This window comes from Pantoea sp. 22096 (assembly GCF_052045955.1).
In the GTDB taxonomy this organism is placed as follows: domain Bacteria; phylum Pseudomonadota; class Gammaproteobacteria; order Enterobacterales; family Enterobacteriaceae; genus Pantoea; species Pantoea alfalfae.
Genome location: NZ_JBQEPW010000001.1, coordinates 1,349,281 through 1,372,683 on the forward strand (window position 1 = coordinate 1,349,281; position 23,403 = coordinate 1,372,683).

The following is a 23,403-nucleotide window of genomic DNA, read 5'->3' on the forward strand; positions in this document are numbered from 1 at the left end:
GCCTTTCCTGCACGACGCACCGTACTTCCACTCCATTGCAACAAATCTGCAAAACCCCTCACCCATGCCAACCGTACAGGAATGGCCCGCCTGAAAAAGCAAAGTGTGCGAGCCAGGGATGGCGAGCCCAGTCCGCAGGGATGCGGGATTCCTTTGCGATCAGGCCGGTTTTTCCTGCACGACGCACCGTATTTGCACTCCATTGCAACAAATCTGCAAAACCCCTCACCCATGCCAGCCGTGCAGGAATGGCCTGCCTGAAAAGCAAAGTATGCGAGCCAGGGATGGCGAGCCCAGTCCGCAGGGATGCGGGATTCCTTTGCGATCAGGCAGGTTTTTCCTGCACGACGCACCGTATTTGCACTCCATTGCAACAAATCTACAAAATCCCTCACCCATGCCAGCCGTGCAGGAATGGCCTGCCTGAAAAGCAAAGTGTGCGAGCCAGGGATGGCGAGCCCAGTCCGCAGGGATGCGGGATTCCTTTGCGATCAGGCAGGTTTTCCCTGCACGACGCACCCTACTTCCTGCACGACGCACCCTACTTCCTGCCCATCGCACCGGCTCACCGTCACATCATCCCGCACCTGCAAATCCGCCCGATAGAACCGCACGACCTCACCCACCACCAGCAGCGATGGCGAAACCGGCTTTTCCTGCGCCACCGTCTCCGCCAGCCCTCCCAGCGTGGTAATCAACACCCGCTGATCCGGCCGGGTGCCGTTCTCTATAATCGCCACCGGCGTCGCCGTATCCCGTCCCTGTGCCTGCAGCTGCGCACTGATCGACGCACTCCAGCTTAGCCCCATATAGAACACCAGCGTCTGATTCACCGCCGCCAGTGCGGCTGCATCCAGCTGCGGCTCGCCACGCCGGCCATGCCCGGTAATCAACCGCAGCGACTGCGCACAATCCCGATGCGTCAACGGAATCCCGCTGGCGGCCGCACAGCCCACCGCCGCCGTAATTCCCGGCACTACCTCACAGCGGATCCCGGCCTGTTGCAGACTCACCATCTCCTCGCCACCGCGCCCAAAAATAAAGGGATCGCCCCCTTTCAGCCGGATCACATTGCGCCCGCTGCGCGCCAGATCCCCCAGCAACTGATTAATCTGCGCCTGCTTCAGCCCGTGCTGACCCGGCTGCTTACCCACGTCAATGCTTAACGCGCTCTCCGGCACCTCCGCCATCACCGCTTCACTCACCAGCCGGTCATACACCACTACTTCAGCCCGCTGCAGCAACCGCAACGCCTTTACCGTCAGCAACTCCACATCGCCAGGGCCTGCGCCCACCAGCCACACCGCACCCTGCGGCTTTGCCACACCGACCGGGGCCAGTAACTTATCCAGAGAATTAATTGCTCGCGTCATCATTCCTCCACAACCACATCGGACAGCAAAAGCTGCTTCAGCTCCGGAATACAGGAGCCACACTGCGTGCCGCACTTCAGCTTCCGGCCAAGCGCCTGAGTGGTACGACATCCCTCCGCCACCGCCTGCAAAATCGTCTGTTCGCCTACCCCCATACAGCTACAGATAATCCGGCCTGCCGCGCTGCCCTGCATCGCCTGACCCGCCAGCACGCTGTGCCGCCCGGCAGCATCCTGCGGCGCATCCGCAAAGGCCGCCGCGACAAATGCGCTATCCAGCGATGGCAACGCGCTACCGGCATAAAACGCCAGCTGCAACTCACCGTCGCGCCATGCCAGCAACCGGTAATCACAACCGCTGCCGGAGGCGACCTGCAGGTCATAACCTGACAAATCAACCTGTCCGGCCAGCCACGCCTGCGGCACTCCCTCGCCCGCGACCGCATAGCGCTGCGCCGCCGGATAGGGCGTACGCGACCAGTAGCGCAAGCCTGCGGGCTGCGTCATTCCACGCTGCCACAGCCAGCCCTGCCAGCTCACCGTCAGCGGCAGAATCCGCACCGGCGTCTGCTTCAGCGCGGGTTGCCCTGAAAACGGACAGGCGCGGGCGGCGACCAGCATATCGACGTGACTCTGCTGGCTGAACTGCCGGTTCCAGTGCATCGGCACAAACAGCTCGCCGCGCCGCATCCCGCTATCACCCCGTACCCGTACACTGATCCAGCCCTGTACTGACTGCACCCGCGCCAGACCGCCCGCCGTCACGCCATACTGCACGGCATCAGCGGGATGCAGCGCCACAAACGGCTCATCACAATGCTGCATCAGACGCGGCACCAGCCCGGTGCGCGTCATGGTATGCCATTGATCGCGCACCCGACCGCTGTTCATCAATAGCGGATAAGCAGCATCACGCGGGGTTAAGGCAGGCGTAGCCGGGACACGCAGCCGGGCTTTTCCGTCCTCGTGGAAAAAGCGGCGGTCGCCAAACAACCGCGCACAGCCCTGCGGATGAGCAGCATTAACCGGCCACTGAACCGGACGCAGCGCATCCCATGCAGCCTGGCTCAACGGCGCCAGCCCGCTGATATCAAACGCCCGCTGACCGTCGTTCTCAAACCCCGACAGCGCCGCATGTTCGCAGAAAATCTCCGACGGATGCTGCCAGTTAAAGCCCTCTCGGAACCCTAGTCGCTGCGCCACCTGCGCCAGCAGCCACCAGTCAGGCCGGGCATCCCCCGGCGCGGCGGCAAAGGCGCGCTGACGCGAAATACGCCGCTCTGAGTTCGTCACGGTGCCGTTCTTCTCGCCCCAGCCCTGGGCGGGCAGCAGAATATCGGCAAAGGCGCTGGTGTCGGTCTGCGCCATCACATCCGAGACAATGACCAGCGGACACGCCGCCAGCGCCTGCGCCACGCGGTTGCCTTCCGGCATTGACACCGCCGGATTGGTGCCCATAATCCACACTGCTTTCACCTCACCTTCCGCAATTGCCCTGAAGAGATCCAGCGCGGTCAGTCCCGGCTGGCGGGCCATCGACGGGCTGCGCCAGAAACGCTGCACCCGATCGCAGTCCGCTTCCGTAAAACTCATGTGCGCCGCCAGCTGATTCGCCAGGCCACCCACTTCGCGTCCGCCCATCGCATTTGGCTGTCCGGTCAGCGAAAAAGGCCCGCAGCCTGCACGGCCTATTTTGCCCGTCAGCAGATGCAGGTTAAGAATCGCCTGGTTATTGTCGCTGCCGGTGGCGGACTGATTAATCCCCATGCACCACAGCGTCAGCATCCGATCGTGCTGGCTGACCAGCCGGAAAAAGTGCGTCACCTGCTGTTCCGTTAAATCACAGGTCTCTGCAACCCGCGCGACATCCCACTGCGCGGCGGCCACCAGGGTTTCACCCACGCCATTCAGATGCGGCAACATGCTGGCATCCAGGCCATCGTGCTGCGCCAGCCAGTGCAGCAGACCGGAAAGCAGCGCCGCATCACTGCCAGGGCGCAGCGGCAGATGCAGATCGGCCTGGTCACAACTGGCCGTGCGGCGCGGATCAATCACCACAATGCGCATCGCCGGTCGCTGCTGCTTCGCCTGCATCAGCCGCTGCCAGACCACCGGATGCGCCCAGGCGGCATTGGACCCTACCAGCAGTACCAGATCCGCCTGTTCCAGATCGTCGTAACAGCAGGGCACCGCATCCGCCCCCAGCGCCCGCTTATAGCCGACCACCGCCGACGCCATGCAGAGCCGGGAATTCGTATCGATGTTGGCGGCACCGATATAGCCCTTCATCAGCTTGTTGGCGACGTAGTAATCCTCGGTGAGCAGCTGCCCGGAGCCATAAAATGCCACTGCCTGCGGACCATATTGATCGATTACCGCGCGCAATCCTGCCGCCGCCGCATCCAGCGCCGCATCAAGGCTGACCGGCTGGCCGTTAACCTGAGCGGTAAGAAGACGCCCCTGTGGCGTCAGCGTCTCGCCCAGCGCCGCGCCCTTAACGCACAACCGGCCTGCGTTAGCGGGATGATGCGCATCGCCGATCACCGTTGCCTGATGATTACCCTGCGGCGTGACGCAGACGCCACAGCCGACGCCGCAATAGGGACAGGTGCTGTTCATGATGCCTGCGCCAGCGGATTTTGCGGACGGTTTGCCAGCCAGATCTGCCCCGCTTCCAGCTTCACCGGCCAGCAGCGCAGCTGATGCTGCGGATTATCCAGACTCTGCCCGTCACGTAGCCGTACCCGCTGCTTGTAGAGCGGAGAGATCACCACCGGCTCGCCGCCGACATCGCCCAGAATCCCGCGCGACAGCACGCTGGCGTCGCTGCCAGGTTCACGATCTTCCAGCGCATAGAGCGCATCGCCAAAGCGGAACAGGGCAACACGCTCGCTGCCGAGTCGCGCCCCGATCCCGGCTTCGGGCGGAATCGCCTCCAGTGCGCAGACTGCGCTCCACGGCTCGGCGGGCAGCTGTAGCAGCGGACGCGCAGCCACGGATTCAGGCTGACGCTGACCGCGTACCCGGCTGTAGTGCAGGGTTTCATCGGGCTGCTCGCTGTTGATCGTCGGCGTAAACAACGCACGTCGCGATGGGTCCGCCAGCGTGGTCTGCCACTCGCACTGCCAGGCGTCAACCACCCGCTGCATCTCCTGCTCCAGCGTTGCACCCAGCCCAAGGCTGTCCTCAATCACCACCTGACGCAGGTAATCGAGACCGCCTTCCAGATTGTCCAGCCAGACGCTGGTGCGTTGCAGACGATCCGCAGTACGGATATAGAACATCAGCAGACGATCGACATAGCGCAGCAGCGTGGCATCGTCGAGGTCGCTGGCAAACAGATCGGCGTGCCGCGGCTTCATGCCGCCGTTGCCGCAGACATAGAGGTTCCAGCCCTTTTCAGTGGCGATCACGCCGATATCTTTACTCTGCGCTTCCGCACACTCGCGAGTACAGCCCGAGACCGCCATCTTGATTTTATGTGGGGCGCGAAGTCCCTTGTAGCGGTTCTCCAGCGTGATGGCGAAGGCGGTCGAGTCCTGCACGCCGTAGCGGCACCAGGTGGATCCGACACAGGATTTCACGGTGCGCAGCGACTTGCCGTAGGCGTGACCGGTTTCAAAACCGGCCTCAAGCAGCGTCTGCCAGATAGCGGGCAGCTGATCGAGCCGCGCGCCAAACAGGTCGATACGCTGCCCGCCGGTGATTTTGGTGTAAAGGTCATAACGCGCTGCCACTTCACCAATGGCGATCAGCCCCTGTGGCGTAATTTCACCCGCCGGGACACGCGGCACTACCGAATAGGTGCCATCTTTCTGGATGTTGGCGAAGTAGCGGTCATTCGTATCCTGTAACGGCAGGTGCGCCGGTTTCAGCAGATAGTCATTCCAGCAGGAGGCAAGTATCGACCCCACCAGCGGCTTGCACACTTCACAGCCCTGCCCCTTACCGTGTGAGGCTAGCAGCGCATCAAACGTTCTGAACTCACCCGCCCGCACCAGGTGATAAAGCTCCTGCCGTGAATAACTGAAGTGGTCGCAGACATCTTTTTTCACCTCGACGCCGAGCGTTTCCAGCTGAAACTCCATCACCTGTTTCACCAGTGCCACACAACCGCCGCAACCAGTGGCTGCTTTGGTGCAGCTCTTGATGCTACTCATCTCACCGCATCCGCCTTTCACCGCTGCGCAGATGTCGCCTTTGCTGACGTTGTGACAGGAGCAGACCTGTGCGCTGTCGGGCAATGCCGCGACGCCCGGCGCTTTTGGCGCACCGGCCAGCGCAGGCAGGATCAGGCTCTCCGGCGCGGCAGGCAGCGGCAGGTCGTTGAGCATCATCTGCAGCAGCGTGGCGTAATCGCTGCTGTCGCCGACCAGTACGCCGCCCAGCAGTCGTGTGCAATCAGCACTGACCACGATTTTTTTGTAAACGCCTTTTGGCCCGTCGGTCCAGTGATAGTGCTGACTGCCCTGGGTGCGGCCATGGGCATCACCGAACGACGCCACCTCCACGCCCAGCAGTTTCAGCTTAGTGCTCATGTCCGCGCCGCTGAAGGCGGCAGGTTCAGCCGCCAGATGTCCGGCCAGCACCCGTGCCATCTGATATCCTGGCGCGACAAGGCCAAAAATCTGGCCGTTCCACATCGCGCATTCCCCAATGGCAAACACATCGTCATCGCTGGTCTGGCAGCGATCGTTAATCTCAATGCCGCCGCGCGGTCCCAGCGTCAGGCCCGCTTCACGCGCCAGCTCATCGCGCGGACGGATACCGGCGGAGAACAGCACCAGATCGCCGGGTAAACTGCTGCCGTCGGCAAAGCGCAGTACCACGCTGCCATCGGGCTGCTGCTCGATCAGCTCGGTCTGTTTTGAGGTGTGGATGATGACGCCCAGCGCGTCGATCTTCTGGCGCAGCATCAGCGCCCCGCCCTCATCAAGCTGCACCGCCATCAGGCGCGGCGCAAACTCCACCACGTGCGTTTCAAGCCCGAGCTGCCGCAGCGCATTCGCCGCCTCCAGACCCAGCAGGCCGCCGCCAATGACGATACCGCGCTGGCTATGGCGGGCGCAGGCGGCAATGGCATCAAGATCGTCCAGCGTGCGGTAGACAAAGCAGCGGTCGCCATCGTGGCCCGGCACCGGCGGGACGAATGCGCGTGAGCCGGTCGCCAGCACCAGCTTATCCCACGCCAGTTCACTGCCCGCGCTGTCACGCAGGCTGCGCTGCTGGCGATCGATGGCCACAACCGTGCAGCCACTGCGCAGTTCGATACCGTGCCGGACAAAGAAGTCCGCGCCGACCAGCGACAGATCGCCGGCCGTTTTGCCATTGAAATAGTCCGACAGATGCACGCGATCGTAGGCCTGCTGACGCTCCTCGCCGTAAACCACGACGTGATAGTGCTGATGCAGTTCGCGGGCAACCAGCTGCTCAAGAAAGTGGTGACTGACCATGCCGTGACCAATCACGGCTAAAACCGGTTTACTCATCTCAGGACTCTCAGCAGCCTGCGGCTGCGGTTCAGGTTGATGGTGATCGAACAGGGTATCGAGCGTGACAGGTTCGGCACGCTGCAGACGTTCAAGCCACGCCGCACCCTGCCGGGTATCGCCAGAGAGCAGCACGCCACAGAGGCGGCCCTGACGGAGAAAAAGGCGGCGATAGTCGCCGGAGATCGGATCAAAACTGCTGATGGATGGCGCCTCACTGACATCACCGGCGCTGAACAGCGAAATGCCGCTAACCTTAAGCCGCGTCGCCAGCGGCTCACTGACGAAATCCGCCAGCGGCGATCCCGCCAGCTGCGCCGCCAGAATCTCTGCCTGCGCCAGGCAGGGCGCGACAAGGCCAAAGGTTTCGCCCGCGATTTCACAGCACTCGCCCACGGCGTAAACATCGGGAATGGCGCTGCGCAGCTGACCATCAACCATAATCCCGCGCTGACACGGCAGACCCGCCGCCAGCGCCAGCGTCACCGCAGGCTGAACACCGATGGCAATCACGACCTGCGTGGCGGCGCAGTGACGCCCGCAGGTCAGCGTTACGCCCGCCTCGTCAATCGCCGTGAGTCCACTGCTGAGTTCGCAGCGAATGCCGCGCTGCGCTAATGCCGTCAGCAACAGCTCGCCCGCTTTGGCATCCAGCTGGCGGTCCAGCAGCCAGGGTTTGTGGTGCACCAGCGTGACCTCACGGCCACGGGCGCGGAGTGCCGCCGCCGCTTCAATGCCGAGAAAACCGCCGCCCAGAATCACCACCGGCCCCTGGCCCGTCAGCAGTTGCCGGACGTCGGCGATGCTGCGAAAACCGAGTACGTGGCGGGCATCAATACCGGGAATCGCGGGCAGACGAGGCTGTGAACCGGTGGCAAACACCAGCCGATCCCAGCCGAGCTGGCGCTGATCGGTCTGCACCGTACGCGCGGCCAGATCGACCTGCTGCACGGTTTCCCCGGTCAGCAGCGTGACGCCATGCCGCTGATACCAGTCGCGATCGTGGATCAGGGTTTCACCAAAGGACTTTTCACCGGCCAGCACCGGCGACAGCAGCACGCGGTTGTAGTTGCCGTGCGGCTCGCGGCCAATGACCGTAATGGCGTAGCGCAGCGGCGCACGCTGCAGCAGGCTCTCCACCATCTGCATCCCCGCCATGCCATTACCTATCACCAGCAACCGTTGCCTCATGGTCTGCTCCTTATGCGGCCGTGGTCTGTTTTTCATAGAGGAAATGCAGCACTTTCTGGCGCAGCTGGTGGTAGCGCGGCTCATCCGCCAGCGCGACCCGCGAGCGCGGACGCGGCAGATCGACGGTGAGGATTTCGCCGACCTGCGCTGCCGGGCCGTTGGTCATCATCAGCACCCGATCGGAGAGCAGCACCGCTTCATCCACGTCATGGGTGATCAGGACAATGGTGGTGTTCAGCTCCTGCTGAATGCGCATCACGCTGTCCTGCAGGTGGGCGCGGGTTAAGGCATCCAGCGCGCCAAATGGCTCATCGAGCAGCAGCACGCGCGGCTTCATTGCCAGCGCCCGGGCAATGCCGACACGCTGCTTCATGCCGCCGGAGATTTCGCCAGGCCGCTTGTGCATGGCGTGGCTCATCTGCACCCGATTGAGGTTGTGTTCGATCCAGTCGCGCATCTCCGCTTTGCTGAAGCGTCCTTTAAACACCTGCTGCACCGCCAGTTCGACGTTCTGAAACGCCGTCAGCCACGGCAGCAGCGAATGGTTCTGAAATACCACCGCACGCGCCGGGCCGGGTCCGGTGATTTCGCGGTTATCACATAGCAGCACGCCGCTGCTGGGACGGGTTAATCCGGCAATCAGGTTCAGCAGCGTCGATTTGCCGCAGCCGGAGTGGCCGATCAGGCTCAGGGTTTCCCCTTCGTGGATATCAAAACTGACGTTGTCCAGCGCCAGAAACTCGCCGCTGGCGGTGTTGAAACGCTGACTCACCTGCTGAACGCGAATAATGTGTTGCTGCATGATGTTCTCCTTATTTTTCCCAGCTGAAACGACGCGCCAGCAGCATCAGACCCTGCTCCAGCAGCAGCCCGACGACGCCGATAATCAGAATGGCGATCAGAATGTTTGCCACGTTGAGGTTGTTCCACTCGTTCCAGATCCAGAAACCGATCCCCAGCCCGCCGGTCAGCATTTCGGCGGCCACAATCACCAGCCAGGCGATGCCGATAGAGAGACGCACCCCGGTGAGCACCGCAGGCAGCACGGCGGGCAGCAGGATCCGGCGCATCACCGTCCATTCAGAGAGCTGTAACACCCGCGCCACGTTGAGGTAATCCTGCGGAATGCGCTGCACCCCTTCGGCGGTGTTGATGATCATCGGCCAGATCGAACAGATGAAAATGGTCCAGCTGGCGGCCGGCTCGGCGCGCTGAAACAGCAGCAGCCCAATCGGCAGCCAGGCCAGCGGGCTGACCGGGCGCAGTAAGGCAATAATCGGATTGAACATGCGCGCCATAAAGGTGAAGCGCCCCAGCAGAAATCCGGCAGGAATGCCCACCAGCGCGGCGAGGCCGAATCCGATGGCGACGCGCTGCAGCGAGGCCAGCACATTCCAGCCAATGCCCTGATCGTTGGGACCATTGCTGTAGAACGGGTCAGCGAACAGTACCTGCGCGGCCTGCCAGGTCGCGTAAGGCGAGGGAAACGAGGGTTCGGACAGGGCGGCGATCTGCCACACCAGCAGCATCAGCAGCAGGCCGCCCGCAGCCGGAATGCAGTGCTGCAAAAACGGACGCAGCCGTGCCGGCCGAACGGCGGCTTTGGGGGTGACCTGTAACGGAATAACGGTGGCACTGCCGGGGGTTTGTACCGGCTGCGTCAGGGCGCGCACGTCAGTTTTCATAACAACCTCTCTTAACGTTTGATGGCGAAACTGGCGGCATAGGCGGCAGGATTGCTGCCATCCCAGACTTTGCCGTCGATCAGGGTGCTGCTGCGCATCTCACTGGCGGGCAGTGCCATCTGCCCGACGGCGCTGGCGGCCTGTTTGTAGATGTCGATGCGGTTGATCTGGCGGGCCACGGCGAGGTAATCGGGATCGCTGGCCAGCAGTCCCCAGCGTTTCATCTGGGTCAGGAACCACATCCCGTCGGAGAGCCACGGAAAACTGACGTTGCCGTTGTCGAAGAAGCGCATCGGATGCGCGTCCTGCCACGACTGTCCCAACCCGTTCTCGTACTGGCCGAGCATCCGCCCCTGCAGCGTCTCCACTTTGGTGTTGATCCAGGCACGACCGGCTAACACCTGCGCGGTTTCACGGCGGTTATCGTCTGAGGCATCGATCCAGCGCGCCGCCTCCAGTACGGCAGCAGTGAGCGCGCGGGCCGTATTGGGGTTCTCTTTCACCCACTGCGCGCGGGTGCCTAGCACTTTTTCCGGATGCTCCGGCCAGATCTGCTGGCTGGTCGCAGCGGTAAAACCGATGTTGTCGCTGATGGCACGCTGGTTCCACGGCTCACCGACGCAGAAACCGCTCATGTTGCCAATCTTCATGTTCATCACCATCTGGGGCGGCGGCACGACCACGGTGCGCACATCGTCAAACGGATGAATGCCGGCATTGGCGAGCCAGTAGTAGAGCCACATGGCGTGCGTACTGGTAGGAAAGGTATGGGCGAAGGTCAGGCTGCCTTTCGGACTGCCATCAACGGCTTTTTTCAGGCTGGCCGCATCGGTGACGCCGCCTGCCTTGAGCTGGTTCGACAGGGTGATCGCCTGGCCGTTGTGGTTAAGCGTCATCAGGTTTGCCATATCGTGCTGCGGCCCCGCCACACCCAGCTGCAGCGCGTAGATCATGCCGTAAAGCACATGCGCCGCATCCAGTTCGCCGGAGGTCAGTTTGTCGCGCACCGCTGCCCAGCTCGCCTCTTTGCTGACCTGCAATGTCAGGCCATACTTTTTGTCGAAGCCTTTTACTGACGCCATGACGACCGGCGCGCAGTCGGTGAGTGGAATAAAGCCGACCCGCACCTGCGCCTTTTCTGGCGCATCGGAGCCGGCTGCCCAGACTGCATTTCGTAATCCCGGCACGATCCAGGCCGCACCCAGCGCCGCACCGGAGATCAGCGCCTGACGTCGTGTCAGTGAAAATGGCGTTTTGCTCATCATCTTGCCCCTGAACAGAAATAAAAAAAGGCATCCTCCGACAAGCCGAAGCCTGCGGATGGACGCCTTTATCCAAAGCACCGACCCCACCGCCATTGGCGGGAGCAATGCGTACTCTCTGTAGGGTTAAAGCAAAGGGTGTGCCAGATCGCTCAAGCCGTGTTAATGCCAATCTGCGGGGGGCAGCCTGGTGAGAAATTAACCTTTTTTGCACGTTTCTGACGCAGATCACGCACAAAGGCTGTGCAGCTACCTCATCCGGGTTAGTTGCTCAGGGTTTTCGCCACCGCCAGCACCGCCTGCGCGATCTCCAGTACCCGTTTGTTCTGGTTCATCGCACTTTTGCGCAGCGCCTGCCAGGCGGCCTCTTCGCTGAAACCCTGCTGCTTCATCAGCCAGTGCTTGGCCTGATCGATCACCCGTCGCTCGTCAAGTGAAGCGCGCATTGATGCCAGCTCATCCGCCTGCTGCTGCAGGCGCTGTGACTGCTCACCAATCAGCGACAGCACCGACCGTCCAAGTTGCGGGGCCAGACCGTCACTGTTGAGCGCAGCCGCGCCGGGCAGCCAGTCAGCTCCCGAGACGTAGAGCGAGAAGTTGCTGTCGCCCCGAACGACCGGCGATGCCGCCTGCTGCTGCGCCTGCTCAATCGCCTCACGACAACGCTGCATCAGCGTGGCCGTCAGGGCATCCTCCAGGGTTTTCATCTGGTCCAGCCGATCGGAGAGCAGAGAAAACCACTCCAGTGCGCCGGTTTCATCATACTGGCTACCGGTGCAGGCGATGCGCCGCAGCCGTTCGATATCCCGGCTGGCCTGAGACAGCGGCTGCCAGCTTGCACAGGCGACGCCGTCGGCAAACTCCCGGAAGGTGGTAAAGCTTTGCTCCTGAGCCGCAATCAGCGCCACCATCTGGCTGCGCTGCTCAGGCGTGAAGTGCCCCGCCGCAAAGCCCGCGGAGCCGATGGCCCGCTCCTGTCCTGCCAGCTCTTTGCCCTGCATAAAACTGAACAGCGCGATAAGTGCACGCGAGATACCGGGATCGCTGGCGGTGTCGGCTGCCTCAAACACCAGATTGAGTAAGGTGCGGATCACCTGATTAAACGCCGCCATCGCCGCAGCCTGATCCCGCTCATGCTGGCTGATTTGCTGACGCAGCGCGGGCAGTCCCTCCAGTGCCTGCAGGGCGGCGGCAATCAGGTTGCAGAAACGACTGAAACCGGGCTGTGCTATGGCGTGCGGCAGCGCCTGGTAAAAATGGTGCAGGCCGGCGCTGACCTCCTGCTGACGGGCGTGGCGCTCGGCGCTGAAGAGCGTGCCACCGGAGCAGATCCAGAGATTGTTTGCGCCGCGTTCCCGCTGCAGCCGATGAACCAGCTCACTGACGGCGGCCATCAGCTCGCCGGTTTCAAGCAGCCGTTGCAGGCTGGCAATATCGCTGTCACGCGAGGCCTGCAGCCAGGTCAGGGCATCCATGTTTCACCTCTCCGCCGTTAAAACCTTTCTGAAGCAAAAGGCGTGCCGCTTTCCGGAAAACAGGCAGGCGTATCCGGCGCGTAAATTCTGATTTTGATAAGATCGTTTAGCTGAAGAGATAAATTTTATCGGCAGCAAAATATTAGAAAGACTTAATAGTTTCCAATCGAATCCATTGCATGTCAGAATGCGCGGCACTGTTCTCAACCAGTTTGTCCCCGCGATAATTCAGTTCGCTTTAACTATCGCATTGCCTGGCGCTTTTCTTATATCGCAGCCCGCCCAGAAAGCGTCTGCTATCACGCATCGGCAGCGTGTGCAATGGTTTGAATTCTCAAAAGTCTTAGGTAGACTAAACGCGTAACTATCCTGATGTAATCTGAACTTTTTTTGAAAAACAGACTTTCGGCACGATGCGGCGCGAAAAACAGCGCCTCCTGCATCGGGCCTGGCAATATGCAGATACTTTGATGAGATCACGAGGAACATGGTGAAAAAGAGTCTTGCGTTAACGCTGCTGGCGGTGCTTACCCTGGCAGGCTGTAAGGCCCCGCCGCCGCCCGTCACTGACGATACGCTGGTCACCAGCGAAATTAACGGCGTTAAACTGGTCCATCGACACGCTGTCGCAGCACCGACTGAATTTGAGCCGGTCAATCAGACCTGGCGGGCGCTCTATGGTGCCTCGGTTATGACCTCGCCGGATTACGGCGGCAAAGTCGTTCGCTATCTCGAAACGGGTAAACCGTTTGAAGTATTAGGTAATGTGGAGCACAGCTGGCTGGCGATTGCTGACCAGGCCGATGGCCCATTGATTGGTTATGTACCGTTAAAAGCGGGTGTAGAGAGCAGTCGTTACGATGCCACGCTGCAGAGCGATCGTCCCCGTCCGCGGAAAGCGAAACAGGTCTGCGTGGCCGTCGGGGGCGCGAGTAAAGCCTGTCGGACTAATGATACCGCGACCTGGATCTTAGACTGAATATGAAATCCGGCGCATATTGCCCGCAGCACCGTCCTGTGCTGCGGGTAAAGGGATTTGCCATTGGCTGGAAGATCACGAATTAATGACTGTGGAATCCCCTGCGCGTGAGGCGACCCCCTCGGGCAATGAGAATCTATTACTTCAGGCTGCGGCGCCACTGCTGAATGCGGTGGTGCAAATTCGTCAGGCAGCCACCCATGATGACCCTGCGGGTCTGCGCCAGTCTCTGATCGATGAAATTCGCCAGTTTGAACAACGCTGTAAACAGGCAGGGCTGCCGTTTGAGATGATTATCGGCGCGCGTTACTGCATCTGCAGCGCGCTGGACGAAGCCGCGGCGCAAACCCCCTGGGGCACGCGTGGCGTCTGGTCGGGCAACGGCATGCTGGTGACCTTTCACAATGAAAGCTGGGGCGGCGAGAAATTCTTTCAGCTGCTGTCGCGCATTTCACAAAGTCCGCAACAACACCTCTGGCTGCTGGAAGTGGTGCAATATTGCCTGCTGCTGGGCTATGAAGGCCGCTATCGCGGCAGTGAAAATGGCCGCGCCCAGTGCGACGGTATCCGTAAGCGCCTGAAAAGCCTGATTGACGAGACGCGCGCCCAGCGCCAGACCCCGCAACCCCCGCTGGTCGAGGTGCATCCGCTGGTCAGTACCCTCGCCCGCCCGATGGTGCCGCTCTGGGCCTGCGCCATGCTGGTCGCGCTCATCGGCTGCCTGATCTACAGCGGCCTGAACTGGCGACTCGGCAACGCTGCCGAACCGCTGCTGCGCACCATCTATCAGACCCCGCTGCCGCAGATTACTGCGGGCCGCCGTCCCTCTTCTCCGCAGGCGCTGCTCGATCTGCGTCAGCGACTGAACGATGTGATCGCTGCCGGACAGCTCGAAGTCAGCGATGGTGCCTTTGGCAGTAAAGTGATTATTCCCGCAGACAAATTGTTTGCCGAGCAAGGCACGGTGATTAACCCGGTGGGCCGCGCGCTGCTGGCCCGCGTCTCAACTGCGATGAAAGATGTCAAAGGCACCATTCTGGTGTCCGTGTTTACCGACGATCATCCGGTGGATAACAGCCGTTTTGCCTCCAGCTATGAGTTCTCATTCGCCCGCGCCCGTGCCATCACCCAGCTGCTGCAGCTGCAGCTGGAGGACGGTCATACGGTACGCTCTGAAGGCCGTGGTGACAGCGACCCGCTGCTGCCCAACGACAGCAGCGAAAACCGGACCCGCAACCGCCGCGTTGAGATCACCCTGTTTGCCGCGCCTGAAACGCTCAGTAATCATCAAGGAGCACAATAATGCGCGCTTCCCTTCGCCTGCTGTTAACGCATCGCCTGCTGTGGAGCTTTATTGGCGTCACGGCGCTGAGCTGTCTGGTCTGGATGCTGGGGCCGTTCTGGACATGGGGCGAGTCGCGTCCCCTGGAACCGGTGCTCCCTCGCCAGCTCACCGTGAGCGCGCTCTATTTTCTCTGGATCCTGTTCCAGCTAATCCCGTCGCTTTATCGTGCCTGGTTTAACAGCCGCTTACTGACCCAGCTTCAACTGGCGGGCAACGACGATCCGGCGGAACGTCAGATGACGGAGGAGCGGCTTAATCAGCGCTTCAGCGAAGCGGCGATGCAGCTGAAACGCACCCAGTTTGGCCGTCGTCACAACGGCAATCTGCTCTCGCGCTTTAATGCCAATTACCTCTATCAGCTGCCCTGGTATCTGGTGATGGGTGCGCCCGGTGCCGGTAAAACCACCGCGCTGTTTAATGCGGGCCTCGATTTCCCGCTGACCGATACGCTGGGTAAGCAGGCGATTCGTGGCGTCGGCGGCACCCGCAACTGCGACTGGTGGTTTACCGACAGCGCGGTGCTGATTGATACTGCAGGGCGTTATGCGCTGCAGGAGAGCCAGCGCGTGCGCGATGCCGCGGAGTGGCACAGTTTTATCAATCTGCTGAAACGCTATCGTACCCGCCAGCCGATTAACGGTGTCATCATGACCATCAGTGTGGCCGATCTGCTGAGCGATTCTGCCGAAGCGCGTTTTGCCCAGGCCAGTGCGCTGCGTGAGCGCATGGCGGAACTGCATCAGCAGACAGGCATTCACTTCCCGGTCTATGTGATGGTCACCAAAACTGATTTGCTGAAAGGCTTTATGAGCTACTTCGGCAACATTGATAAAGCGCGGCGTGACGCTATCTGGGGCTTTACGTTTAACCGGGAGACGACCAGGCCGCACAGAGATGACTGGCATCGTCATTTTGGCCAGCAATTTCAGCGGCTGGAAGAGCAGCTACAGCAGCAGCTGGCGGAGCAGATGACTCAGGAGCGCGACCTGAATGAGCGCGCTGAATGCTTCCTCTTCCCGCAGGAGTTCGCCTCACTGCGCCCGCTGCTGAACGAGTATCTCGATATCGTCTTTTCTGATCATCAGGATGCCGTCGCCTGGAGCCCGCGCGGCCTCTTCTTTACCAGCGGCACGCAGGAAGGCCTGCCGTTTGATCGGGTGATGGGTGAACTGAGCCGTAAACTGCAGTTACGTCAGGCGGGCGAACATTCGATTGCCGCCTGGGACAGCGTTAATCGCAACAGTCCGATTCCCGGCAACAAAGGCCAGAGCTTCTTTATTCGAGACCTGTTGAGCGATCTGGTCTTTAAAGAGAGCGGGCTGGCGGGCAGTAATCGCCGCTGGGAGTATCGCAATCAGCTGTTCCACTGGATTGGCTACGGCGTGCTGGCAGGCGCGCTGTTAATCGCCTCCAGCCTGTGGGGCATCAGCTACTACCAGAATCAGCACTATCTGCAGCAGGTGGCCGCGCGCGTACCCGCCATTCGTGAGCAGAGTCAGCAGGTGATTCATCAGCCTGCTGATAATATTTTTGATCTGCTACCCTTTCTTAACAACCTGGTGAAGCTGCCGCTGTCGGAACGTTTTTCTCTCGATAATCCGCCGCTTACTATGCGGGCTGGCTTATATCGCGGCAGTCAGGTCAGCGATGCCGCCTGGGTGCTTTATCAAAATGCGCTTAAGTCTTTGCTGCTGCCGCGCGTGGCGCAGCAGATCACCAACATTCTGCGCAACGATCCGGGTGATGATAACGCCTACAGCCGCAATGCGCTGCGCGCCTATCAGATGCTCTATCAACCGCGCAATTACGATGGCGAATTTTTACGGGCATGGCTGCTGCAAAACTTACAGCGCTCGCTGCCCGATACGGTAAGCGCCCGCGATCTGCAGCAGCTCGACTGGCACCTGAGCCAGCTGCTGGATCAGCAGATTCAGTCATCGCCTTATGCGCGTGACAATGCACTGATGATGCGCAAGCTGGCAGACAATCTTAAAATCGCGGGCCAGGTGGGCAGCGTGCTGGCGGCAGCACCGCTGCACCCGGCCGCGCGATCACACTCGCAAAGCGAGTAATGGTGAGGTGAACATGGCTGCTTACACCGCCCCCGGCTGGTATGGCAAGCTGCCGTCGACCGGTGACTTTCTGCACCGTCGTCTGAGTGAGCAACAGATTAGCCCGTGGAATCACTGGTTCCAGCAGGGATTAATGCACTGGCATCAGCAGGCCTGGTCATACAGCGCGAACTTTCTTCACGCGCCGGTATGGAACTTTGTCCTGCCGGTGACCGCGACCCGGCCACACGTACAGATGGGCTGTCTGTTGCCCTCCTGTGACCGCGTCGGGCGCGCCTGGCCGCTGCTGGCACTGCACAGCTTTCCGCTGGCACAGTGGCATCCGGCTCAGCTGACCATCTCCGGTGACTGGTTTCAGGATCTGGGCGTGACCCTGTTACGGGCGGTTCAGACGCCGCTGAACGGCGAGCAGTTAGAGCAGCAGATCCAGGCGCTGCCGCCGCTGCTGGTGCCCGCCAGGAAGCCCTCTGAGATTATGGATGTGATCGGTTTTCAGGATCTGCCCTGCACGCTGAGCTGGCGTGAAGTGGCCGAACGTTTCGACCCTCAGCAGCATATGAGCTACTGGTGGAGTAATCGCAGTGATGGTTTTGCCCATGCGACCCACAAGCACAGCGGCAACCTCACGGCGCAACTGTTTTCGTTACTGTTTAACCCGGCGGCAGGTGCACAGCCGGGACGTAATGGCCTCTATCCTCCGATGTTCGAGTGAGGCCGGATGCGTTTGCCGTTCAATCTGGGATAACTCATGCAATTTACCATCGTGCAATGCACTACGGATGTTCCGGTCAGAAGCGTCGCGTTTCAACCGCCTGGCGGCACCATCGGCCGCAGTCAGGACAACGATCTGGTGCTGCCGGATGAGACGCGGGCTATTTCGCGCCTGCAGGCGCTGGTTCACCTGTCGCATGACGGGGAGTGCCGGCTGACCAACCAGGGCAGCGTAACGCCGGTCGAGCATAACGGCATTACGCTGGGTCGCGGCATGCAGGTGCTGCTTAAGCACGGCGACGCATTGCGTATCGGTGAGTATGCGCTCGAAGTGCGCGATCCCGCCTGCCAGAACGCGCAGAGCGATCCGCTGGCGCTGTTTGCGGGTGACAGCGCCCAGCCCGCGAATCCTTTGGGCATTCACGAACATCATGAGGTTGAGGATCGGCTGCTGGTCAACGACGTGCCGCCTTCACGTCAAGAGCGTCACAGTGATGCGCGGCTGGCGATCGAGCCGCAGGCCAGTGAGCCACGCCGGGCGCTGGCGGCACAGCCGGTGGATCAGGATCGGCTAATCGCCGCCCTGCTGGACGGCATGGGGCTGAGCAACGGCCACGCCACACCGGTTGACGAAGAGCAGATGCGCATTACCGGCCGGATGCTGAGCCTCTTTTCTCAGGGCACCGTGGCCCTGCTCTCATCACGTTCCATTCTCAAACGGGGCGTGAAAGCGGACATGACCATGATTCTGAATGAGGCCAACAACCCGTTCAAAATCCTGCCCTCCGGCAAAACCGTGCTGATGCAGATGTATCAGAGTCAGATGCCCGGATTTATGCCGCCGGAACAGGCAGTGCGCGATGCGCTGGTCGATCTGCAGGCCCACCAGCTGGGCATGATTGCCGGCATTCGCGCCATTATCGCGGCGATGCTGCAATCCTTTAATCCGCAGCGGCTGGAGGAGCAGGCGCGCGCCGATGGTCTGGTGTCAAAACTGCCGTTTTCCACCGCGAAGAAAGCGGCGCTATGGGACTACTTCATGCGTAATTACCAGCGTACTGCCGGTGAGATCGAAGATGATTTCCATACGCTGTTTGGCGAAGCTTTCCTTCATGCCTATGACATGGAAGTGAATCAGTATAAAGATTCTCAGACGCGGGTGGACGACGCATGAAAATCGTTTTTGCCAGCCGCTGCCAGCAGGGGCTACGCGATGAGAATCAGGATCGCACGGGTGCCGAGCTGGATGAGCGAAAAGCCTGTTTTGTGGTCTGCGATGGCGTGGCCGGTCTACCCGGTGGCGAGATGGCGGCACAGCTGGTGCGCGACACCCTGCTGAGCCAGATACAGGCGCACACCGACTTTACGCCGGAAATCACCCATCAGGCGATCGAGCAGTGCCGCTTAGCGCTGCATGAGGCACAGGGTAAAAATCCGAAATATTCCCGCATGAGCACCACGCTGGCAGCCCTGTTTATTGACCGCCAGAAACAGCGTGCATGGTGGGCGCATGCCGGTGACAGCCGGGTTTACCACTTCCGACGGGGCGTGCTTCACGAGGTGACCCGGGACCACAGTCTGGCCCAGCAGCTGAAAGAAGCGGGCTATGAAAATACCGGCATTAACAGTAATTTACTCTATAATGCGCTCGGCGCTGAGCCGCCTCGCTTAGTCAGCTTTTCGCAGGAGATTGCGCTGGAGGATGGGGACGCTTTTCTGGTCTGCACCGATGGCTTCTGGCTGAATCTGACCAGTAGTGAAATGGAACAGGCGCTGCGCATGGTAAATGCCTGCGAAGAGTGGCTGGCTCTGATGGAACAGGCGGTGAGCCGCAACGTTAAAAAAGATAATCTCAGCGCACTGGCGGTCTGGATTGGTGAGCCGGAGGAGGCAACACTGCTCTATTCACTGGCTGATTCGGCGCGCTTTCTGCCGCCTCGTTTTTGATTCCAAGGATCCTTATGAAACTGTGGTTGCCCGGCATCATCACTCTGCTGATTGCCTTTAATGCCCAGGCTGAAAATTATCGTGTGGTCTACTCCCCCAGCCTGGCGCTGGAGGTTTATATCGATAATGTGGTGAGTAAAGCGCCTGACGACTGGTGTAAAGAGACGCTACCGCTGCGTATCGTCTCCGGCAAAAGTAAGGATTCGGCCGTACTGACCACCTTTTTACCGCGCGTGGGCACCCTGCTCGCGAATCAGTGCGGCTTACTGGACGAACTGCCCTGGCAGATGACCAATAAAGAGGGTGGCGTACTGGCCAGCGGCAGCGCCAGCAAGTTGCAGAACTGGCGGCCGATTGTGATGGCGGATGCGACAGCCAGCGCCAGTGACAGCAATGCTGCCCCACTCGACCTGTCACGGCCCGCCAACAGCACACCGCTGCAACATTTTGATCTCCCCAGCGGCTGCCATTTCCGCACCGCCTGGGATGACAATGCACAGACCCTGTTTATTCCGGATGTCAGCAAGCAGCAGTGCTCGCCGGACGGCTGGGCAGAAGGCAAAAGTGAACTGACGCTGGCGACAGCGGATCATCCGACGCCGGTTGCGGTCACCTTTTATCAGGGTTACCCCATCGCCAACCTGACGATTCCGGACAGCAAGCTGGAAGTCATTGCTGCCAATAATCAGCGCATGATTGTGACACGCCAGGATACGCCGGATAGCTGGCTGGTGCTGCCTTTTGATCCCCGGCAGCATGTCTGGCGCTTCAATGGTGCGCTGTTAATAAAGATGGATAAGAATGCTGCGCAGCAGGATGCTGACGCTGTGAAATCGCGAGTCGATACATTGCGCAGCCAGTGGGCGCCCTATTTCATGCCACAGCAAAAAGTGAATGTGTTACTCATCGACACCCTGCACGCGGATCTGGTTGATCCTGCCATTGGTGCCTGGCGTAACATCAATTAATTACCGCGCAGCCTGACGACCAGGCCGTGTACAGAGAGTTCACTATGTCGGCTAATGATAATCCGAAAACCGTTCCGAATGCCCTGCCTGACGGATACCGTTTCAATGAATTTGAGATCAAGGAAGTGATCGGAGGCGGCGGCTTCGGCATCGTCTATCGCGCGTGGGATCACCAGCTTGAACGTACTATTGCCATTAAAGAGTATATGCCTGTGTCGCTGGCTGTCCGTGCCGCCGACTTAACGCTGGAGCTGCGCGGTGAACGTTTCCAGAAGCTATTTAATGCCGGGCTGACCAGTTTTATTCAGGAAGCGCGTCTGCTGGCCCGCTTTAATCATCCCGGCCTGCTGCACGTGCTGCGCTTCTGGGAACAGAACGGCACGGCCTATATGGGCACGCTTTACTACAGCGGGATGACGCTGAAAGAGTGGCAGCTCACCAGCCCGGCCTCGATCTCTGAAGCCTGGATCCGCCGCCTGCTGCCGCCGCTCCTTGGGGCCATCAGCACTATCCATCAGGCCGGCTATCTGCATCGTGACATCTCGCTCGACAATATCCAGATTCAGGAGAACCAGCTGCCGGTACTGCTGGATTTCGGCTCGGCGCGTAAAGAGATTGGCAACCTCTCTGATGAAACCGAAATCATGCTTAAACCTGGCTTTGCGCCGATTGAGCAGTACAGCGAAGAAGGTGAAGTCGAACAGGGACCGTGGACCGATATTTACGCGCTGGGCGCGGTGCTGCATAGCCTGATTACCGGCAATCCACCGCCAGTGAGTGTGGTGCGCTGTATTGAAGATAATTATCAGCCGCTGGTGGAACGTCAGCCAGAAGGCTACTCGCTGCCGCTGCTGCATGCCATTGACTGCGCGCTGGCCATGAAACCCGGCGATCGTCCGCAAACGATTGACGCCTTTGCGGCACTGATTGATCTGCCGGTCAGTGATGTGGAAGCCGTGGTAAACAGCTTCCCGGTGCCGGGCGAGCCGCCCGCGCTGCCCGTCGAGGAGCCGGTTGAAGCGGCTCCGCCGGTGGTGATGGCGATGAATCATGCTGCGGCGTCAGCGGAGCCGGTAACGCCGCGCACGGTGCGGCGGCTGTCGCCAGGCTTGCTGGGGCTGGCTGCCGTGGCGCTTCTGGCCGTGGTCGTCACCGTCTGGCTGGCTAATCGCCACAGTGCCACACCGGATGTCGTTAATAACCCGGCAGCCGCAACGCAGGCACCCGCATCAACCCCGCCAGCCGCCGCCGTGCCTGCCGCGCTGGCGACGGTTTATCTTAAGCTGGAGAGCGGTGAAAGCGTGGTGCTGAATGGACAGCCGGTTGAGGTCAAACCTGGCAGCAGCGGATTTGCCGCGCTGAATCTGGCGGCGGGACAGTATAAAATTGACGTTAAAAATGGCAGTGAGCTGCACACGCAATCTCTGACGATTGATAAGCCGGGCACCTGGCTGATTAATCCTGGCAACTAGCTGACCGGATTAGCAGGTTCGTCGCAGCTGTCAGCGGCGCAGATAATAAAGGGCGCGTCATAAAAACGCGCCCTTTTGCTATGCCGGTCGGGATTCAGGCCTGCCTGAGGCAGGATTGCTGCAGCGTCCGCACCTGATGCGCCAGTCGGCTCAGACTCTCTTCTTCCATACCGCGCCGGGTCAGTTCTTCTTCCAGCGCAAACAGATACTGTGCATTCGATCCCAGTGGGCCGCTGGCTGCGGCAATTAAAGGCGCAATTGCCTCCGGGCAGGAGTCCGATTCATAAAGCGGATGGCGCGGGTCCATAATGAAGGTCAGCGCAGTGACGCTGCGGCCATCCTCCAGCTGTAACTCACACCATGTTGGTAAATAACAGCCAGTAATCATCTCACGCTTCCACAGCAGCGTCAGTTCTTCATGTAACCGCGCTTCCGGCAGACGAAATGCCAGTCCCGTGGTGCGGCCACCCTGCTTCAGTGCCAGCATGCGGCCGGGATGCGTGGCGGTGCCGCGTCCGGCAATCAGCCGCAGGCAGAAAGCACGATGCCAGCCCTCCAGCGAACCGGATGCGACTTCATCCGCCTCAAAAATCGGGTTCCACATCAGCGAGCCGTATCCGAAGATCCAGACCGGGCTGTGATCGGGACGGCAGGCCAGCGTGGCTGCCAGCGAAGCCGCGCGCTGCTCGCAACTCCAGAGCAGCGTCTCATCGATATCCCCGAATGACGTTTTACAATCCGCTCTTAATAGAAATTCCCGGGTAAGCAATGCGACCTCCTCGACTTCAACAGCGTCCTGCAGAATGGCTCCTTTAACATGATCGCCAAAACGGCACGGCGTTTCGATCATCAAACTGACATTAATCTATTTACGCGCGGCGTTTCAAGCGTGATTCCCGTCGCAGGTTAAAAAAAACCAGATAAACCTGATAGCGCAGACAAAAAAAAGGACCAGATAATCCTGGCCCTTTACCGCAAACCGGCTAGCCGCCAGGTTAACGTTTAGGATGCCACTTATCATCATCACCTTTTTCGTACTCTTTCTTCACGGCGGCCCAGGCGACTTTATGCGCCACTTCTTCCCGTGAGTCATCACCGCGGCGATCTTCAGCCTCTTTATACTGATCCCAGGCACTGTTAAAGGCCTGCTGATAGATCTCCTGCGCATGTGCAGGAAGTACATGTTTTACATTGTCCGGTAAGTCGGCTCGGTTAGCGTAAGGCATAACGGCTCCTCAGTTTATGGATTCACACTAAGCCTGGCGCAGGACAGCAAAAATACAAACAGTGACTTATTAGCACTTCAGATTAAAAAGGAGAATCTCGCCCTGCAAATCACAATCATAAGCCGGATTTTCGGCAGAATGAGACCGGATAGGTGCATAAGTCATAATTGTTGTGGACTGATTACTATTGCAATATTTGAGATAACTTC

General features: G+C 60.1%; 17 protein-coding genes. 8 read left to right on the forward strand and 9 right to left on the reverse strand.

The window, feature by feature from the left end; translation table 11 throughout:
• Positions 1 to 491 precede the first annotated feature (491 nt).
• The 7 genes from cobA to ACTJKZ_RS06290 form a co-directional block, all read right to left on the reverse strand.
• Positions 492 to 1,373, reverse strand: coding sequence for a uroporphyrinogen-III C-methyltransferase (gene cobA / locus ACTJKZ_RS06260; RefSeq protein ID WP_440829368.1), 882 nt, complete (start codon positions 1,371 to 1,373; stop codon positions 492 to 494).
• Entirely contained in the window at positions 1,373 to 3,991 is a 2,619-nt protein-coding gene (locus ACTJKZ_RS06265; protein ID WP_440829369.1) for a nitrate reductase, read from the reverse strand. The genes cobA and ACTJKZ_RS06265 overlap by 1 nt, the downstream gene beginning before the upstream one ends.
• Positions 3,988 to 8,052, reverse strand: a complete 4,065-nt coding sequence (gene nirB / locus ACTJKZ_RS06270) for a nitrite reductase large subunit NirB (protein WP_440829370.1) — start codon at positions 8,050 to 8,052, stop codon at positions 3,988 to 3,990. The genes ACTJKZ_RS06265 and nirB overlap by 4 nt, the downstream gene beginning before the upstream one ends.
• 10 nt (positions 8,053 to 8,062) lie before the next feature.
• Positions 8,063 to 8,854, reverse strand: coding sequence for an ABC transporter ATP-binding protein (locus tag ACTJKZ_RS06275; RefSeq protein ID WP_161735610.1), 792 nt, complete (start codon positions 8,852 to 8,854; stop codon positions 8,063 to 8,065).
• Positions 8,855 to 8,864: 10 nt separating this feature from the next.
• Positions 8,865 to 9,737: a nitrate ABC transporter permease gene (ntrB, locus tag ACTJKZ_RS06280; RefSeq protein ID WP_222924131.1), complete on the reverse strand. Its 873-nt coding sequence runs from the start codon at positions 9,735 to 9,737 to the stop codon at positions 8,865 to 8,867.
• An 11-nt stretch (positions 9,738 to 9,748) separates the two neighbouring features.
• Positions 9,749 to 10,999: a CmpA/NrtA family ABC transporter substrate-binding protein gene (locus tag ACTJKZ_RS06285; protein ID WP_161735628.1), complete on the reverse strand. Its 1,251-nt coding sequence runs from the start codon at positions 10,997 to 10,999 to the stop codon at positions 9,749 to 9,751.
• A gap of 263 nt (positions 11,000 to 11,262) precedes the next feature.
• On the reverse strand, positions 11,263 to 12,474 hold the full coding sequence (locus ACTJKZ_RS06290) for a nitrate regulatory protein (protein ID WP_222924132.1): 1,212 nt from the start codon (positions 12,472 to 12,474) through the stop codon (positions 11,263 to 11,265).
• A gap of 487 nt (positions 12,475 to 12,961) precedes the next feature.
• On the opposite strand from ACTJKZ_RS06290, the gene ACTJKZ_RS06295 reads away from it, so the two are divergent.
• From ACTJKZ_RS06295 to ACTJKZ_RS06330, 8 genes are all read left to right on the forward strand, one after another.
• The gene (locus tag ACTJKZ_RS06295; protein ID WP_013357636.1) at positions 12,962 to 13,453 is read left to right on the forward strand and encodes a hypothetical protein; all 492 of its coding nucleotides are present in this window, start codon (positions 12,962 to 12,964) and stop codon (positions 13,451 to 13,453) included.
• A gap of 85 nt (positions 13,454 to 13,538) precedes the next feature.
• The gene (icmH, locus tag ACTJKZ_RS06300; RefSeq protein WP_161735605.1) at positions 13,539 to 14,756 is read left to right on the forward strand and encodes a type IVB secretion system protein IcmH/DotU; all 1,218 of its coding nucleotides are present in this window, start codon (positions 13,539 to 13,541) and stop codon (positions 14,754 to 14,756) included.
• Positions 14,756 to 16,870, forward strand: coding sequence for a type VI secretion system membrane subunit TssM (gene tssM, locus ACTJKZ_RS06305; RefSeq protein WP_285085823.1), 2,115 nt, complete (start codon positions 14,756 to 14,758; stop codon positions 16,868 to 16,870). The genes icmH and tssM overlap by 1 nt, the downstream gene beginning before the upstream one ends.
• 13 nt (positions 16,871 to 16,883) lie before the next feature.
• A complete protein-coding gene (gene tagF / locus ACTJKZ_RS06310) occupies positions 16,884 to 17,582 on the forward strand; it encodes a type VI secretion system-associated protein TagF (RefSeq protein WP_161735601.1) in 699 nt (232 codons plus the stop codon).
• 36 nt (positions 17,583 to 17,618) lie between these two features.
• On the forward strand, positions 17,619 to 18,755 hold the full coding sequence (gene tagH, locus ACTJKZ_RS06315) for a type VI secretion system-associated FHA domain protein TagH (protein ID WP_440829371.1): 1,137 nt from the start codon (positions 17,619 to 17,621) through the stop codon (positions 18,753 to 18,755).
• The gene (locus tag ACTJKZ_RS06320; RefSeq protein WP_161735597.1) at positions 18,752 to 19,528 is read left to right on the forward strand and encodes a PP2C family protein-serine/threonine phosphatase; all 777 of its coding nucleotides are present in this window, start codon (positions 18,752 to 18,754) and stop codon (positions 19,526 to 19,528) included. The genes tagH and ACTJKZ_RS06320 overlap by 4 nt, the downstream gene beginning before the upstream one ends.
• Before the next feature lie 14 nt (positions 19,529 to 19,542).
• Positions 19,543 to 20,496 carry a hypothetical protein gene (locus ACTJKZ_RS06325; RefSeq protein ID WP_161735595.1) on the forward strand — a complete coding sequence of 318 codons (954 nt, stop codon included), beginning with the start codon at positions 19,543 to 19,545 and terminating at the stop codon, positions 20,494 to 20,496.
• A gap of 44 nt (positions 20,497 to 20,540) precedes the next feature.
• Positions 20,541 to 21,968: a serine/threonine protein kinase gene (locus ACTJKZ_RS06330; protein WP_222924134.1), complete on the forward strand. Its 1,428-nt coding sequence runs from the start codon at positions 20,541 to 20,543 to the stop codon at positions 21,966 to 21,968.
• Between the two features lie 94 nt (positions 21,969 to 22,062).
• Here the strand turns inward: ACTJKZ_RS06330 and ACTJKZ_RS06335 are convergent, their stop codons facing one another.
• Together ACTJKZ_RS06335 and chaB are read right to left on the reverse strand one after the other, a co-directional pair.
• The gene (locus tag ACTJKZ_RS06335; RefSeq protein WP_202605020.1) at positions 22,063 to 22,737 is read right to left on the reverse strand and encodes a gamma-glutamylcyclotransferase; all 675 of its coding nucleotides are present in this window, start codon (positions 22,735 to 22,737) and stop codon (positions 22,063 to 22,065) included.
• 226 nt (positions 22,738 to 22,963) lie between these two features.
• Entirely contained in the window at positions 22,964 to 23,194 is a 231-nt protein-coding gene (chaB, locus tag ACTJKZ_RS06340; protein WP_161735589.1) for a putative cation transport regulator ChaB, read from the reverse strand.
• Positions 23,195 to 23,403: the final 209 nt, after the last annotated feature.

Bases quoted from the DNA above. Each gene is read 5' to 3' on its own strand.
- cobA (WP_440829368.1), bottom strand. From the start codon at position 1,373: ATGACGCGAGCAATTAATTCTCTGGATAAGTTACTGGCCCCGGTCGGT.
- ACTJKZ_RS06265 (WP_440829369.1), bottom strand. From the start codon at position 3,991: ATGAACAGCACCTGTCCCTATTGCGGCGTCGGCTGTGGCGTCTGCGTC.
- nirB (WP_440829370.1), bottom strand. From the start codon at position 8,052: ATGAGGCAACGGTTGCTGGTGATAGGTAATGGCATGGCGGGGATGCAG.
- ACTJKZ_RS06275 (WP_161735610.1), bottom strand. From the start codon at position 8,854: ATGCAGCAACACATTATTCGCGTTCAGCAGGTGAGTCAGCGTTTCAAC.
- ntrB (WP_222924131.1), bottom strand. From the start codon at position 9,737: ATGAAAACTGACGTGCGCGCCCTGACGCAGCCGGTACAAACCCCCGGC.
- ACTJKZ_RS06285 (WP_161735628.1), bottom strand. From the start codon at position 10,999: ATGAGCAAAACGCCATTTTCACTGACACGACGTCAGGCGCTGATCTCC.
- ACTJKZ_RS06290 (WP_222924132.1), bottom strand. From the start codon at position 12,474: ATGGATGCCCTGACCTGGCTGCAGGCCTCGCGTGACAGCGATATTGCC.
- ACTJKZ_RS06295 (WP_013357636.1), top strand. From the start codon at position 12,962: ATGGTGAAAAAGAGTCTTGCGTTAACGCTGCTGGCGGTGCTTACCCTG.
- icmH (WP_161735605.1), top strand. From the start codon at position 13,539: ATGACTGTGGAATCCCCTGCGCGTGAGGCGACCCCCTCGGGCAATGAG.
- tssM (WP_285085823.1), top strand. From the start codon at position 14,756: ATGCGCGCTTCCCTTCGCCTGCTGTTAACGCATCGCCTGCTGTGGAGC.
- tagF (WP_161735601.1), top strand. From the start codon at position 16,884: ATGGCTGCTTACACCGCCCCCGGCTGGTATGGCAAGCTGCCGTCGACC.
- tagH (WP_440829371.1), top strand. From the start codon at position 17,619: ATGCAATTTACCATCGTGCAATGCACTACGGATGTTCCGGTCAGAAGC.
- ACTJKZ_RS06320 (WP_161735597.1), top strand. From the start codon at position 18,752: ATGAAAATCGTTTTTGCCAGCCGCTGCCAGCAGGGGCTACGCGATGAG.
- ACTJKZ_RS06325 (WP_161735595.1), top strand. From the start codon at position 19,543: ATGAAACTGTGGTTGCCCGGCATCATCACTCTGCTGATTGCCTTTAAT.
- ACTJKZ_RS06330 (WP_222924134.1), top strand. From the start codon at position 20,541: ATGTCGGCTAATGATAATCCGAAAACCGTTCCGAATGCCCTGCCTGAC.
- chaB (WP_161735589.1), bottom strand. From the start codon at position 23,194: ATGCCTTACGCTAACCGAGCCGACTTACCGGACAATGTAAAACATGTA.